The 13,736-nt window shown below is 70.8% G+C and carries 11 protein-coding genes; 4 read left to right on the plus strand and 7 right to left on the minus strand.

The window, feature by feature from the left end:
- Positions 1-151 precede the first annotated feature (151 nt).
- The gene (locus tag ABD289_RS17300) at positions 152-2,023 is read left to right on the plus strand and encodes an ABC transporter ATP-binding protein (protein WP_344133346.1); all 1,872 of its coding nucleotides are present in this window, start codon (positions 152-154) and stop codon (positions 2,021-2,023) included.
- A gap of 201 nt (positions 2,024-2,224) precedes the next feature.
- On the opposite strand, the gene ABD289_RS17305 is transcribed toward ABD289_RS17300, so the two are convergent.
- The 5 genes from ABD289_RS17305 to ABD289_RS17325 all read right to left on the minus strand — a co-directional run bounded on the left by ABD289_RS17305 (position 2,225) and on the right by ABD289_RS17325 (position 6,991).
- Positions 2,225-2,716, minus strand: coding sequence for a MarR family winged helix-turn-helix transcriptional regulator (locus ABD289_RS17305; protein ID WP_344133349.1), 492 nt, complete (start codon positions 2,714-2,716; stop codon positions 2,225-2,227).
- Positions 2,717-2,743: 27 nt separating this feature from the next.
- Positions 2,744-3,730: an NsdA family TPR-like regulatory protein gene (locus ABD289_RS17310; RefSeq protein ID WP_344133353.1), complete on the minus strand. Its 987-nt coding sequence runs from the start codon at positions 3,728-3,730 to the stop codon at positions 2,744-2,746.
- Positions 3,731-3,923: 193 nt separating this feature from the next.
- The gene (locus tag ABD289_RS17315; protein WP_344133356.1) at positions 3,924-4,919 is read right to left on the minus strand and encodes a PHP domain-containing protein; all 996 of its coding nucleotides are present in this window, start codon (positions 4,917-4,919) and stop codon (positions 3,924-3,926) included.
- 16 nt (positions 4,920-4,935) lie between these two features.
- Positions 4,936-6,300, minus strand: a complete 1,365-nt coding sequence (locus tag ABD289_RS17320; RefSeq protein ID WP_344133359.1) for an amidase — start codon at positions 6,298-6,300, stop codon at positions 4,936-4,938.
- Positions 6,301-6,364: 64 nt separating this feature from the next.
- Positions 6,365-6,991, minus strand: a complete 627-nt coding sequence (locus ABD289_RS17325) for a hypothetical protein (RefSeq protein WP_344133362.1) — start codon at positions 6,989-6,991, stop codon at positions 6,365-6,367.
- A gap of 252 nt (positions 6,992-7,243) precedes the next feature.
- Here ABD289_RS17325 and ABD289_RS17330 point away from each other — a divergent pair, with 252 nt between their 5' ends.
- The gene (locus tag ABD289_RS17330; protein WP_344133365.1) at positions 7,244-7,945 is read left to right on the plus strand and encodes a GntR family transcriptional regulator; all 702 of its coding nucleotides are present in this window, start codon (positions 7,244-7,246) and stop codon (positions 7,943-7,945) included.
- A gap of 166 nt (positions 7,946-8,111) precedes the next feature.
- Here ABD289_RS17330 and ABD289_RS17335 read toward each other — a convergent pair whose 3' ends face one another.
- Positions 8,112-9,230, minus strand: a complete 1,119-nt coding sequence (locus tag ABD289_RS17335) for an acyl-CoA dehydrogenase family protein (protein WP_344133368.1) — start codon at positions 9,228-9,230, stop codon at positions 8,112-8,114.
- An 80-nt stretch (positions 9,231-9,310) separates the two neighbouring features.
- The gene (locus ABD289_RS17340) at positions 9,311-10,303 is read right to left on the minus strand and encodes a 2-dehydropantoate 2-reductase (RefSeq protein ID WP_344133371.1); all 993 of its coding nucleotides are present in this window, start codon (positions 10,301-10,303) and stop codon (positions 9,311-9,313) included.
- Between the two features lie 333 nt (positions 10,304-10,636).
- Here ABD289_RS17340 and ABD289_RS17345 point away from each other — a divergent pair, with 333 nt between their 5' ends.
- Positions 10,637-12,331 carry a thiamine pyrophosphate-binding protein gene (locus ABD289_RS17345; protein WP_344133374.1) on the plus strand — a complete coding sequence of 565 codons (1,695 nt, stop codon included), beginning with the start codon at positions 10,637-10,639 and terminating at the stop codon, positions 12,329-12,331.
- A gap of 176 nt (positions 12,332-12,507) precedes the next feature.
- Positions 12,508-13,734, plus strand: coding sequence for a formyl-CoA transferase (gene frc, locus ABD289_RS17350; RefSeq protein WP_344133377.1), 1,227 nt, complete (start codon positions 12,508-12,510; stop codon positions 13,732-13,734).
- The last annotated feature ends 2 nt before the right edge of the window (positions 13,735-13,736 follow it).

A 13,736-nucleotide genomic window follows, 5' to 3' on the forward strand; every position in this document is an offset into this window, starting at 1 on the left:
GCCAGCACCGGAGCCAGCCCTGCGCGGACGGGTCAGTCACCGCGCGGGGTGATCGAGGGAACGATTGTGCGATCCCATTGACTTCCACCTAGCGCGAAGTCCGAGGATAAGGGTCCCGAACCTCACCACCACGACGACGAGGACCTTCAGGATGAACGCGAACTGGGCGACGATGCGATCCTTCGCCCGCGACGAGTCCGTCACCCGACAGCGCCTCTCGCGCGGCCTGCTGCAACGCATCGCGGGCTACGCCCGCCCGTACCTGCGCGACATCGTTCCGTTCCTGGTGCTGGTGTCGCTGACCGCGGTGCTGGGCGTGGTCACCCCGCTGCTGTTCAAGGCGATCATCGACAACGGCATCGTGCCCGGCAACATGACCCTGGTCGTGTGGCTGGCGCTGGCGGTGGCCGCGGTGGCCCTGCTCGAGGCGATCATGAGCCTGGCCCAGCGCTGGTACTCGGCGCGGCTGGGCGAGGGCCTGATCTACGACCTGCGGCGCGAGGTCTTCGACCACGTGCAGCGGATGCCGGTGGCGTTCTTCGTGCGCGCCCAGACCGGGGCGCTGGTCAGCAGGCTCAACAACGACGTCATCGGCGCGCAGCGGGCGTTGACCAGCACGCTGTCCTCGGTGGTGTCCAACGTGCTGAGCCTGGTGCTCGTGCTGGCCACCATGTTCACGCTGTCCTGGCAGATCACCCTCATCGCGCTGCTGCTGCTCCCGCTGTTCCTGCTGCCGGTGCGCTGGGTGGGACGACGGCTGCAGCGCATCACCCGCGAGCAGATGAAGCTCGACGCGGAGATGAGCTCGGTGATGACCGAGCGCTTCGGCGTCGCGGGGGCGATGCTCGCCAAGCTCTACGGCCGCGCCGACGAGGAGTCCGGTCAGTTCGCCCAGCGCGCCGAGCGGGTCCGGGACATGGGCGTGATCTCGGCGATGTACAGCCGCGTGTTCACCGTGGCGCTGACGCTGCTGGCCGCGCTGGCGACCGCGATCGTCTACGGCCTCGGAGGTGGCCTGGTGGTCTCCGGGGCCTTCCAGCTGGGCACGTTGGTGGCCCTGGCCACGCTGCTCAACCGGCTCTACGGGCCGCTGACCGCGCTGTCCAACGTGCACGTCGACGTGATGACCGCGCTGGTCAGCTTCGACCGGGTCTTCGAGGTGCTCGACCTCAAGCCGATGATCACCGAGAAGCCCGACGCGCGTCCGCTGCCCGCCGACGCCTCGGAGATCGAGTTCGATCACGTGTCGTTCCGCTACCCGGCCTCGCACGAGATCTCGCTGGCCTCCCTGGAATCGGTGGCCCGGCAGGACAACGCGCCAGCCAACCACGTGCTCCACGACATCACCTTCCGCGCGGCACGAGGCGAGACGATCGCGCTGGTCGGGCACTCCGGTGCGGGCAAGACGACCATCACCAACCTCGCGGGCCGGCTCTACGACGTCGATTCCGGCGCGGTGCGCATCGGCGGCGTGGACGTGCGCGAGGCCTCCCTCGACTCGCTCTACGACACGGTGGGCGTGGTCACCCAGGAGGCGCACCTGTTCCACGACTCCATCCGCGCCAACCTCGCCTTCGCCCGCCCCGAGGTCACCGAGGAGGAGATCCTGGAGGCGCTGCGTACCGCACAGCTGTCGCACCTGGTCGAGTCGCTGCCCGACGGGCTCGACACGGTCGTCGGCGACCGCGGGCACCGGCTCTCCGGTGGCGAGAAGCAGCGGCTGGCCATCGCGCGGCTGCTGCTGAAGGCACCGCCGATCGTGGTCCTGGACGAGGCCACCGCGCACCTGGACTCCGAGTCCGAGGCGGCCGTGCAGCGGGCGCTGTCGACCGCGCTGTCCGGGCGAACGGCGCTGGTGATCGCCCACCGGTTGGCCACCATCCGGGAAGCGGACCGGATCCTGGTGATCAACGACGGAACCATCGCCGAGTCCGGCACGCACGCGCAACTGCTCGCCCGCGACGGCCACTACGCCGAGCTCTACCGCACCCAGTTCGCCCAGCAGGCCGACGAAGCCGCCTGAGGAGAGGTTCCGTTCGCGGCGCAGCGTGCGGCTACCGCCGCGCGAGCCGCGAGTCCCGAGAACCAGGCACCTCGGCAGAGCAGCCGCTCCGCCGAGGTGGTTTCGTTCTGGACGCAGCGCTCGGAGCTGCGGGAGTGCGGCGGAGCCGCTGTTTCAGGGGTGGAACTCAGCTCGCAGCGCCGAGCTCGGCGATTCCCCGGCCTATCCGGACTCGGGTGGGGCCACCGACAACGTCCCGCCCGGGTCGACCTGGGCCAGCATCGCCGTGCACAGGTCGTCGAGGGCGTCGATCTGGTCCGCGTCGAGCCCGTCGAGCAGCAGGGCGCGCACCTGTTCGACGTGCCCGGGGGCCGAGGCCACCACCTTGCCCAACCCTTCGGCGGTGAGCTCGGCGACGCTGCCGCGCGCGTCGTCCTCGGCCCGCCTGCGCCGGACGTACCCCTGCTTCTCCAACCGGGCGACCACGTGCGAGACGCGGGACGGCGACGCGTTGGACTGGTGCGCCAGGTGGCTCATCCGCAGTTCGTGGTCGGGTGCCTCGGAGAGCATGGACAGCACCCAGTAGCCGAACATGGTCAGTCCGGCATCGCGCTGCAACTGGGCGTCGAGCTGCGCGGGCAACACCGACATCAGTGCGGCGAGCTTGCGCCACGCCCGCTGCTCGCGGTCACTAAGCCAACGGGGTTCGGTCACGCCCGAACACTAGCAGTGGTTGAACCTTCATACGGGGAGGTTGACCAGCGGTGAGACACCCCGCGCCGCGCAGAAGGCCCCGATGCGCTCGCGCAGTTCGATGGCCTCGGGGGCCGACTGGTGACGAGTGCGGTGCAGCGCGCGGACCAGCTGCCGCAACCGCCGCACCACTTCCTCGGTGCGGCGTCCCGCGGCTGCGGTGAGCACCTCGCCGATCTGCTCGCCCGCGCCGTCGAGGTCGTCCCGGGCGATGCGCACCGCCGCCAGGTCCAGCCGGGCCAAGCACAGCTCCCCGATCCGCCGCTTGTCGGCGGGTGCCCGCAGGTAGCCGCCGATGGCCTCGGCGGCGGCTCGCTCGGCACGGGCCACCCGCTCTCGCCCGCCCAGCCAGAGCTCGGTGGTCGCCGCGTAGGCCTGCTGCTTGGGCAGCGGGAACTCCAGCAGGCCGCCCGGCTCGTCGGGCCCGCCGACCTCGGCGCGGGCCACGGCGGCGCGCGCCAGTGCCTGCTCGGCCGCGGCCGCGTCACCCAGGTGCGCGTGCGCGCGGGCCTCCACGGCGGCCAGCCGGACGAGCGCGGTCCCGCTGCCGGGGACGAACCGGCGCCCGTCGGCGGCGAGGTCGACCGCGTCCTGGTAGCGCTCGTCCCAGTAGGCGATCAACGCCTCGGTGCCGCGGATCCAGCAGCGCAGCGCCTGGTCCCCGGCCAGCTCGGCGCAGCGGTGCGCGGTGCGGGCCTGGCCTTCGGCCGCGGACGACTGCCCCTGGTCGAACGCGGCGTTGGTCATCGCCGCGCAGATCAGTCCGGTGGTGTGCAACAGCTGCTGGGATCGTTCCTCAGGGTTGCGCCGCTCGAGCGCCTTCAGCGCCCGTTCCCGCAACTCCCGCAGCTGCACGAACAGCGGGAACACCGGCTGGTGCGGGTACGCCTCGATGATGCGCAGGACATCGGTGCGGAAGCCCTCGACGGTGTGCGGTCCGCCCTGGGCGGGGATGCGCGATTCGGTAGCCGGCATTGCGTGCCTCGCTCTCGATGTGACCGTGTTGCCTCGAAAGCCGAACCGGCACCCTCGTGCCGCTTCGTTGCGCCGGGGCTATGACCATCACGGTGACAACGCACTCACCGCCGCGCAACGCCGCAGCACCCGTGTTTTTCCTGCTCGCAGGCAATTCGAGACAGATGACCTAGGCGCTCGGCGACGGCTGTCGTCAGCGTCGTGCCCGCAGTCGCGCCGCCGGCCGGGTGTTGATCACGCGCTCCCGGTCGATCCCGCACTCCTCGGCGCGGGCGCACCCGTTGTCCAGCCAGTCGAGCTGGCCCGGAGCGTGCGCATCGGAGTCGATGGCGAAGTCGCAACCGAGCTCCGCGGCCAGGCGCACGAGTTCGCGGGGCGGATCGAGGCGGTCCGGACGGGAGTTGAGCTCCACGGCGACGCCGTGCTCGCGGCACGCGGTGAAGACCTCGCGGGCGTCGAAAGTGGACTGGGCGCGCTTGCGCTCGCCGATGAGCCGACCGGTGCAGTGCCCGAGCACGTCGACCTTCCCGGAACTCGCGGCCGCGACCAACCGCCGCGTCATCGGCGCCGAGGACATCCGCAGCTCGGAGTGCGCGCTGGCCACCACCAGGTCCAGCTCGCCGAGCAGCTCCGGGTCCTGGTCCAGGGCACCGTCGCCGAGGATGTCCACCTCGATGCCGGTGAGGACGCGGAACGGGGCGAGCTCCCGGTTGAGCTCGGCGACCACGCCGAGCTGTTCGCGCAACCGTTCGGCGGACAGGCCGCGCGCCACCTTCAGCCGCGGCGAGTGGTCCGTGAGCGCGACCCACTCGTGCCCGAGCGAGCGGGCGGCCTCGGCCATCTCGGCGATCGGGCTGCCGCCGTCGGACCAGTCGGAATGCGTGTGGCAGTCCCCGCGCAATGCCTCGCGCACCGCCCTGCCCCGCTCCGGCACCCGGGCTTCGGCGCGGAGCCTGGCGAGATAACCCGGGGTTTCACCGCGATGCGCCTCGGCGATGACATCTGCGGTGGTGCGGCCGATGCCCTCCAGGTCGGTGAGCGTGCCCGCCGCGACGCGCTGATCGAGGTCGGCGCGGTCGTCGACCACGGCGGCGGCCCGCCGGAACGCGCGCACCCGGTAGGTGGGGGCGTTCTGCCGCTCCAGCAGGAAGGCGATCTCGCGCAGCGTCGCGGTGACGTCTCGGCTCACCGATCCTTGGTATCGGTCACCGGCCCATCGCGCCAGCCGGTGCGGCGAGCCGGTCGGCCAGGGCGAGCAACCGGTCCTCGTGACCTGGCCTGCCCACCAGCTGCAACCCGACGGGCAGCTCCTCGCACATCCCGGCGGGAACCGTCACCGCCGGAACACCCGCGAGGTTGAAGGGACTGGTCAGGCCGATCAGCGCGGCGCGCACCCCGACGGCGGAACCGTCGATGCGCACCTCGCGCTGGCCGATCTCCGGGGCCACCACGCACGTGGTGGGCAGGGCCAGGACCTCGACCTCGTCGAGCAGTTCGGCGATCGCGGCCCGCCAGCTGTCGCGGTGGCTCAGCGCGCGCACGTACTGCCAGCCCGCGGTCTCGCCCGCCTGGCGCAGCAGGGCGAGCACGTCGTCGGTGTACAGCTGCGGCGTCTCGGTGACGCGCTCGGCATGCACCGCGTGGGCTTCGCTGAACTGGATCGCGACGAATCCGCGCCGCATGGCCTCGATGTCGCGCGGGCGCAGTTCGCGCACGTCCTCGGTGGCGAGCGCGTCGCGAGCGGTGCGCGCCACCGCCGGGCTGGTCGGGTGCAGCACATCCGGGGGAATCCAGCCGATGCGGGCATCGGCGCCGTGCTCGCGGTTGGGCATCGGACGTAGCCCGGCCAGCACCCGGTAGGCCAGGCGAGCGTCGGCCGCGGTACCCGCGAGCACTCCGACGTGATCCAGCGAGCTCGACAGCGGGAACACGCCGTCGACCGGGATCGCGCCGTAGGCGGGTTTGAATCCCGCGACACCGCACAGCGCGGCCGGGATGCGCACCGATCCGCCGGTGTCGGTCCCGAGCGCGACCGGCACCACTCCCGCCGCGACGGCGGCGCCGCTTCCCGCGCTGGAGCCGCCGGTCATCCGCCCGAGGCGGTGCGGATTGCGCGCGGCACCGTTGTGCGCGCGGTCGCCGGTGGGGCCGAAGGCGAACTCCTGGGTGGTGGTCTTGCCGACCAGCACCGCTCCCCCGTCGCGCAGCCTGCGCACGCACTCGGCGTCCGATGTGGACACGTGCTCGGCGAAGTGCGCCGATCCCATCGTGGTGGGCAGGCCCGCGACCTCGATGATGTCCTTGATCGCGACCGGGATGCCCTGCAGCGGACCGCGATCGATCCCGGCGGAGAGATCCGCATCGGCGGCGCGCGCCGCGCGAAGGGCCCCTTCACGGTCCACGCTGACGAAGGCGTTGAGCTCGCCGTCGAACCGGTCGATCGCCTGCAGGGCCGCTTCGGCGAGCTCGACCGCCGACAGGCCGCCCGTCCGCAGCCCGTCGCCGAGCTCGGCCAGGGTGCGGCCGTGGAAGTACCCGGTGGCGCGCAGGGTCCGCATCGATTCGGTCACGCGTTTCGCACCTCCGAGCCCGGCACCGGCGAGCCGTGATGATCCTCCGCGCGCCCGGGTACCGTCAACGGCGGATCCGCGCCGCCGTGATCGCGCACAACGCCAGCACCACGGCGGTCGTTCCCAGCGATAGCGCCACCACCGAAGCGTCCTGCGCGGGGGATTGCCCGACCAGTCCCGCCACCACCGACCGCGCACCGAGGAAGGCCAGCACCACCGCCAAGCCCACCCGCACGTCCGGAACGCGGGCCGCCCAGCGGTGGATGATCCGCACCAGCCACGGCACGCCGATCAGGGCGGCGAGGCTCGCACTCAGCACCGGCGGCGCGGCTCCCCCGGTGGCCGAAACGGCGAACGCGCCGAGGACCGCTCCGGCTCCCGCTGCGGCGAGGTCCACGATCCGGCCGGGTGCCCGCGTCGAGCCGCGGCCACCGAGCATGTGCCACCCGGCCAGCAGCACCAGCAACCCGAAGACGACGGAAACCAGTGACAGCCCGGCGATTCCGGTGAACGCCACGACCACGCGGCTCACCGCGGTGGCAGCCACCGCCAGCAGCACGGGGCGCCGCGCGTCGGCTGTGCGGCCGGTCAGCGCCGCCAGCACGATCACGAGGTCGATGGTGATGGCCATCGCGGCGACCCAGGCGACGAGGAAATCCACCGCGAACTGCGATAATGCGGGCACGCTCATCAGCGCCTCCGGATCGGGGAGCGATCGTTGGTCCCCGCTGGCCCCGGCTTCGGGCCGGCAACGTGGTTGTAGACCGGCGATCGCGGCGGTGTCCACCACCCGGGCGGCGATCCATCCGATCAGCCCAGCGGCCGATCGGGCGCGCGGGTTGCCCGCACTCGACCCGGTGGCCGCCCCGTCGGCGAGACGAGCCGGACAGGCTCGCATACTGTATGCTAAAGCCAACGCTGTAGGGTCAAGAGGAGTCACCGCATGTCGCTGACCTCGAAACTGTCATCGGAGGGCATCGCCGCGCGCCAGGTCGCGCGCCCTGTCCCGCTGCGCGAGACGGTCTACGAGGCCATCCTCGAGCTGATCATCACCGGCGAGCTCAAACCCGGTCAGCACCTGGTGGAGAAGGAGCTGGCCGAGGCGCTGGGCGTGTCCCGCCAGCCGGTCCGCGAGGCGTTGCAATGGCTGCAGAAGGACGAGTGGGTCGATCTGCGTCCGGGCTACGGCGCGTTCGTGCACAGCCCCACCCAGGAGGAGGCCGACCAGCTGCTCGGCGTGCGCACCCTGCTGGAGACCGAGTCCGCGCGGCTCGCGGCGCTGCACGCCACCGAGGAGGGCATCGCCGAGCTCAGGCGGATCTACGACACGGGTGTGCAGGCCCTCCACGACGACGACATCGAGGCCGTGGTCGCGGCCAACGCGCAGCTGCACGGCCAGATCACCGAGCTGTCCGGCAACAAGGTCCTCAACGAGCTCGCTGCCCAGATCAACCGCCGCGTGCGCTGGTACCACACCCCGGTCGCCAAGACCCGCGGCCAGCAGGCCTGGGACGAGCACGCCGCGCTCATCGAGGCCATCGAGCGCGGTGACGCCGACCGCGCTCAGCAGCTGATGCGCGAGCACACCGAGCAGACCCGGCAGAGCTACCTGCGGCGAACCGACGAGGAAGCCGAGCAGGATTGATCGGTCGGGCCGCGTGAAAGCCCCGAGAAAGCCGCTTCGGAAAGGATGAGGATCACCTGCCTGGAGCACGGAGAGGCTCGATTGCGGACCCGGCCGGGCAGCGCGTGGTCGTGCGTCGGCGCGGTGGAACTGGGGGTCCGTCGCGCCGGCGCCGACGTCGCCGCGATCAGCCCAGCAGCGCCGCTCCGCAGATCGCCCTGCCGAGCAGGTCGAGGGCTTCGTCGACCGGCAGCTGGCCGTAGCCCGCGGTGTGCGCGTCGCGGAAGCGGCGCTCCAGCCCCAGATCCTTGCGGAACGCGTACTGACCGCAGACCTTCATGCCGAGTTCGGCGGTCTGGATCGCGGCTTCTCCCGCGGTGGCCCGGGCCTGCAGCACTCGGTTCCGGTCGGCTTCGCCGAAGCAGCTTTCGCCGACGGCATCGGTCAGCACCAGCCGGGCCGCGTCGACCTTGGTGCGCATGCGGGCCAGGTCGGCTCGGACCTCCGGTTGCCGCGCGGGCGGGTCCTGCCAGCGCGCCCAGGACGGCTGCGGTCCGGTCACGCACTCCACCGACCGCTCCAGCACGGCTTCGGCGACCCCCACCGCAAGCCCGGCCTGCAGCGCGCAGGTCCACGGCAACGCGGTTTCGACGAGGATCTCGGCGCCGCGCCCGTCCCCTCCCAGCACCGCGGACTCCGGTATCCGCACCGGGTCGGCGGTCACGGCCGCAGCGGCACTGCCCCGCAGGCCCACGCCGTCGACCAGCGCGGGCACGCACATCCCCGGAGCTTGAGCGGGCACCAGCCACAGGCTCATCCCGCCGTCGTCCCGCGCGGGCAGGCTGGACCACACGTAGCTGTCGGCCTCACCGGCGGCCGTGACCCAGTTCTTGCGAGCCGACAGATCGACCACTCCCCCGTGCGCCCGCGCTCGCCCGGAGGGGATCAGGGGCCGGTTGCCGACCTCGGCCAGCGCCAGCGAGCTCAGGTGCTCGCCGGCGGCGATCTCCTCCAGCAGACCCGCGGGGGCGTGCCGGACGAGCACCGCGGTGGCCGCGTAGTGCCCGGCCAGCACCGCCGCCGTGGAACCGCACGCCCGCGCGATCTCGGTGACCACCTCCACCGCCTCCACCAGCCCGCGCCCGGCCCCACCGCGCCGCGAGGGCACGGTCAGCCCCAGCAGGCCGCTCCGCCCGGCCTGCCGGACGAACTCGCGGGGAAATCGGCCGTGATCGTCCGTGTCGCGGGCCGCCGGTTCGATCGCGGTGCGCAGGAGCCTGCCGACGGTGTCGCGGTGGTTGTGCATGCACGCACTCCTTCGGACCGGTGCTGGAACGGTCCGGGCCCGCAGCGCGCGAGGTGCGACGGGCCCGTGCCGTGCGGTGCTCAGCCCACCCCTGCCGGGGTAGGTTCAGCGGTGCGGCGTTCGAGCAGATCACCGAGCGAACCGACGGTGCGCAGGGTCGGCGCCTCGACGCCCGCGAGGTCGGCGAGCTCCACGACAGCGGCGAGCATCGCCGCCAGCTCCAGGGGCTTGCCCTTCTCCAGGTCCTGCAACGTCGAGGTCTTGTGCTCGCCGGTGCGCTCGGCGCCCGCGATGCGGCGTTCGACCTCGATCTCCGGGTGGCATCCCAAAGCAGCCGCCACCTCGAGGGTTTCGTTCATCATGTTGGTCACCAACCCGCGCACGCCGTCGTGCCGGCAGATACCGGCCAGCGTGGCGCCGGTGAGCGCGCTGATCGGGTTGAACGCGGTGTTGCCCATGAGCTTGATCCAGATGTCGCGCCGGACATCGGATTCCACCGGGCACTTCAGGCCACCGGCGATCATGGCGTCGCTGAACTCGCGGCAGCGCGCCGATTCGCTGCCGTCGGGTTCGCCGATGGCGAAGCGGGTGCCTTCCATGTGCCGCACCACCCCGGGCGCGGCGAGTTCGGTGGCGGGGTAAACCACGCAGCCGATGGCGCGCCGGGGCGGCAACACCCGGCTGACCGCTCCGCCCGGGTCCACCGCTTCGATGCGCTGGCCCTCGTGGGGGCCGGTCAGCCCGTGGAAGTACCACCACGGAATGCCGTTCTGCGCGGGGATGATCGAAGTGTCCTCCTTCAACAGCGGGTTCACGAGTGGTCCGCAGGTGGCGTAGGAATACGCCTTGAGCCCGAGCAGGACGTGATCCACCGGCCCGATCTCTTCGGGATCGTCGGTGGCGTGCGGCCGGGCCTGGAAATCACCGCGCGGGCTGAACACGCGCACGCCGTCGGCGCGCAGCGCGGCCAGGTTCTCCCCTCTCGCGATCAGGCTGACGTCCGCTCCCGCCCGATGCAGGCAGGCACCCACGTACGCGCCGATGGCACCGGCGCCGACAACAGCAACTCTCACTTTTCGTTCTCCGCTCTGGTCTGGCGGCCAAGCGAAGGTGTCGGTGCATCGTGTATACAGTATGTGCTCTTGGCTGGGCAAGCGCTGCCAGCTGCGGAGAACGCGGAGCGCGGCGAACGTCGCCCCGGACACCGGATCCCGCAAATCCGATCCACCGTGGACGGTCTTCCGCTCGATGAATGGGCAGTTCGCGCCTCTGGACACCCGCCCCACCACTGCGGTATTCCTGAATGAACCTCATACGGTATGCAGTATGGAGGCGACCGTAGGCACAACCGGGTTCGAGAGCGGACCGGTACAGGTACGGCTGCAAAAAAGGGGATGAGAGCGCTTATGGCCCAGACGTCACCCGAGAACGAATCCGAGCAGATCTCCGGCGGTCATCTGGTCGCCAAAGCGCTGCGAGCCGAGGGCGTGGACACCATCTTCACCCTCTGCGGTGGGCACATCATCGACATCTACGACGGCTGCGTGGACGAGGGCATCGATGTGATCGACGTGCGCCACGAGCAGGTCGCCGCGCACGCGGCCGACGGTTACGCGCGGATCACCGGCAAGCCCGGTTGCGCGGTGGTCACCGCGGGCCCCGGCACCACCGACGCGGTCACCGGCGTCGCCAACGCGTTCCGCGCCGAGAGCCCGATGCTGCTCATCGGCGGCCAGGGCGCGCTCTCGCAGCACAAGATGGGATCGCTGCAAGACCTCCCGCACGTGGACATGATGACCCCGATCACCAAGTTCGCCGCGACCGTGCCGCACACCGAACGGGTCGCCGACATGGTCTCGATGGCCTTCCGCGAAGCCCACCACGGCTCCCCCGGGCCCGCGTTCCTGGAGATCCCGCGCGACATCCTGGACGCCGACGTCCCGGCCGAGAGCGCGCGCATCCCGCGAGCGGGCGGCTACCGCGCCTCCACCCGTTCGGCCGGCGACCCGGAAACCGTTCAGAAGCTGGCCGATCTGCTGGTCGAGGCGGAGAAGCCGTGCATCCTGCTGGGCAGCCAGACCTGGACCTGCCGAGCGACCGACTCGGCGGTGAAGCTGATCCGCGAGCTCAACGTGCCCGCGTTCTGCAACGGTGCCGGGAGAGGCACGCTCGCGCCCGCGGACCCGCTGCACTTCCAGCTCGCGCGCCGCTACGCCTTCCAGAACTCCGACCTGATCATCATCCTGGGCACTCCGTTCGACTTCCGGATGGGATACGGCAAGCGGCTCTCGCCCGAGGCCACCGTGGTGCAGATCGACCTGGACTACCGCACCGTCGGCCGCAACCGCGACATCGACCTGGGCATCGTCGGCGATGCCGACGCGGTGCTGGACGCCGTCGCGCAGGCCACCAGCGGCCGCACCGACAACGGAGCCAGCGGCCGCAAGGCCTGGGTGCAGGAGCTGCGCGAGGTCGAGAACGCCGCTTACCGGAAACGCCTGCCGCGCCAGCTCTCCGACGCCTCCCCCATCGACCCCTACCGGCTGGTGCACGAGATCAACGAGTTCCTCACCGAGGATTCGATCTACATCGGCGACGGCGGCGACATCGTCACCTTCTCCGGCCAGGTCATCCAGCCCAAGTCTCCCGGGCACTGGATGGACCCGGGACCGCTGGGCACCCTCGGCGTCGGCATGCCGTTCGCGATGGCCGCCAAGCACGCGCTGCCGAACAAGGAGATCGTCTGCCTGTTCGGCGACGGCGCGCTGAGCCTGACCGGCTGGGACTTCGAGACCATGGTGCGCTTCGGTCTGCCGTTCATCGGCATCGTCGGCAACAACTCCTCGATGAACCAGATCCGCTACGGCCAGATCGCCAAGTACGGCGACGACCGCGGGCGGGTCGGCAACACCCTCGGCGACGTCGAGTACAGCAAGTTCGCGCAGATGCTGGGCGGATACGGCGAAGAGGTGCACGACCCGGCCGACATCGCGCCCGCGCTGCAGCGGGCTCGCGAGTCCGGCAAGCCGAGCCTGATCAACGTCTGGGTCGATCCCGAGGTCTACGCCCCGGGAACGATGAACCAGACCATGTACAAGTGACCGGCCCGTTTCCAGGAAACCGCCGCATTGGCGGAGCCCGGAGCCGGAAGCCGACACGTCGTCCGTCCCCGGGTTCCGCGACCCGCTCGACGTGCACGGCTGCGGCCGTCCTCCCCGGACGTGTCAGTACCCGCGGCGGTGCCGGCTACGCCGGACCATCGAAATGAGGTGTGGAAATGACTGCCCTGGAAGGAATTCGGGTCCTGGACATGACCCACGTCCAATCAGGACCTTCGGCTACCCAGATCCTGGCCTGGTTGGGCGCCGACGTGGTCAAGCTCGAGGCGCCGACCGGTGACATCACCCGCAAGCAGCTGCGCGACGTCGAGGACGCCGACAGCCTCTACTTCACGATGCTCAACTGCAACAAGCGCAGCATCACGCTGAACATGAAGTCCGACAAGGGCAAGGAGCTCTTCACCCGGCTGGTGGCCTCGTCCGACGTTCTGGTGGAGAACTTCGGTCCCGGCACGGTTGATCGGATGGGATTCACCTGGGACAAGCTGCAGGAGATCAATCCCGGGTTGATCTACGCCTCGATCAAGGGCTTCGGCGACGGTCCCTACACCCACTACAAGGCCTACGAGGTGGTCGCCCAGGCGATGGGCGGCTCGATGAGCACCACCGGGTTCGAGGACGGTCCGCCCCTTGCCACCGGGGCGCAGATCGGTGACTCCGGGACCGGAATTCACACCGTGGCCGGCATTCTCGCGGCGCTGTTGCAACGCAACAACACGGGCCAGGGACAGCGCGTGTCGGTGGCGATGCAGCACGCGGTGCTCAACCTATGCCGGGTCAAGCTGCGCGACCAGCAGCGCCTCGGACACGGCCCGCTGCGCGAGTACCCGAACGCGGAGTTCGGCGACGAGGTCCCCCGGTCGGGCAACGCCTCCGGGGGTGGCCAGCCGGGCTGGGCGGTGCGCTGCGCGCCGGGCGGCGCGAACGACTACATCTACGTGATCGTGCAGCCGCAGGGCTGGGCGCCCATCGCCCGCCTGATCGGCAGGCCCGAGCTCATCGACGATCCGGACTGGGCGACCCCGGAAGCACGGCTGTCCAAACTGGACAAGATGTTCAGCCTGATCGAGGAGTGGACGCTGGGCCTGGACAAGTGGTCCGTGCTCGCCCAGCTCAACGAGCACAACGTGCCGTGCGGTCCGATCCTGTCGACCAAGGAGATCATCGAGGACACCTCGCTGGCCGACAACGACATGATCGTCAGCGTGCAGCACCCCGACCGGGGTGAGTTCAAGACCGTCGGTTGCCCGATCAAGCTGTCCGATTCCCCCGTGCAGGTCGAAAGTTCCCCGCTGCTGGGCGAGCACACCGCCGAGGTGTTCGCCGAACGGCTGGACATCGACGAGTCCGAACTGGCCGAGCTGAAGGCGAACGGAGTGATCTGAGC

It is taken from the genome of Saccharopolyspora halophila (assembly GCF_039531955.1).
Taxonomy (GTDB): Bacteria; Actinomycetota; Actinomycetes; order Mycobacteriales; family Pseudonocardiaceae; genus Saccharopolyspora; species Saccharopolyspora halophila.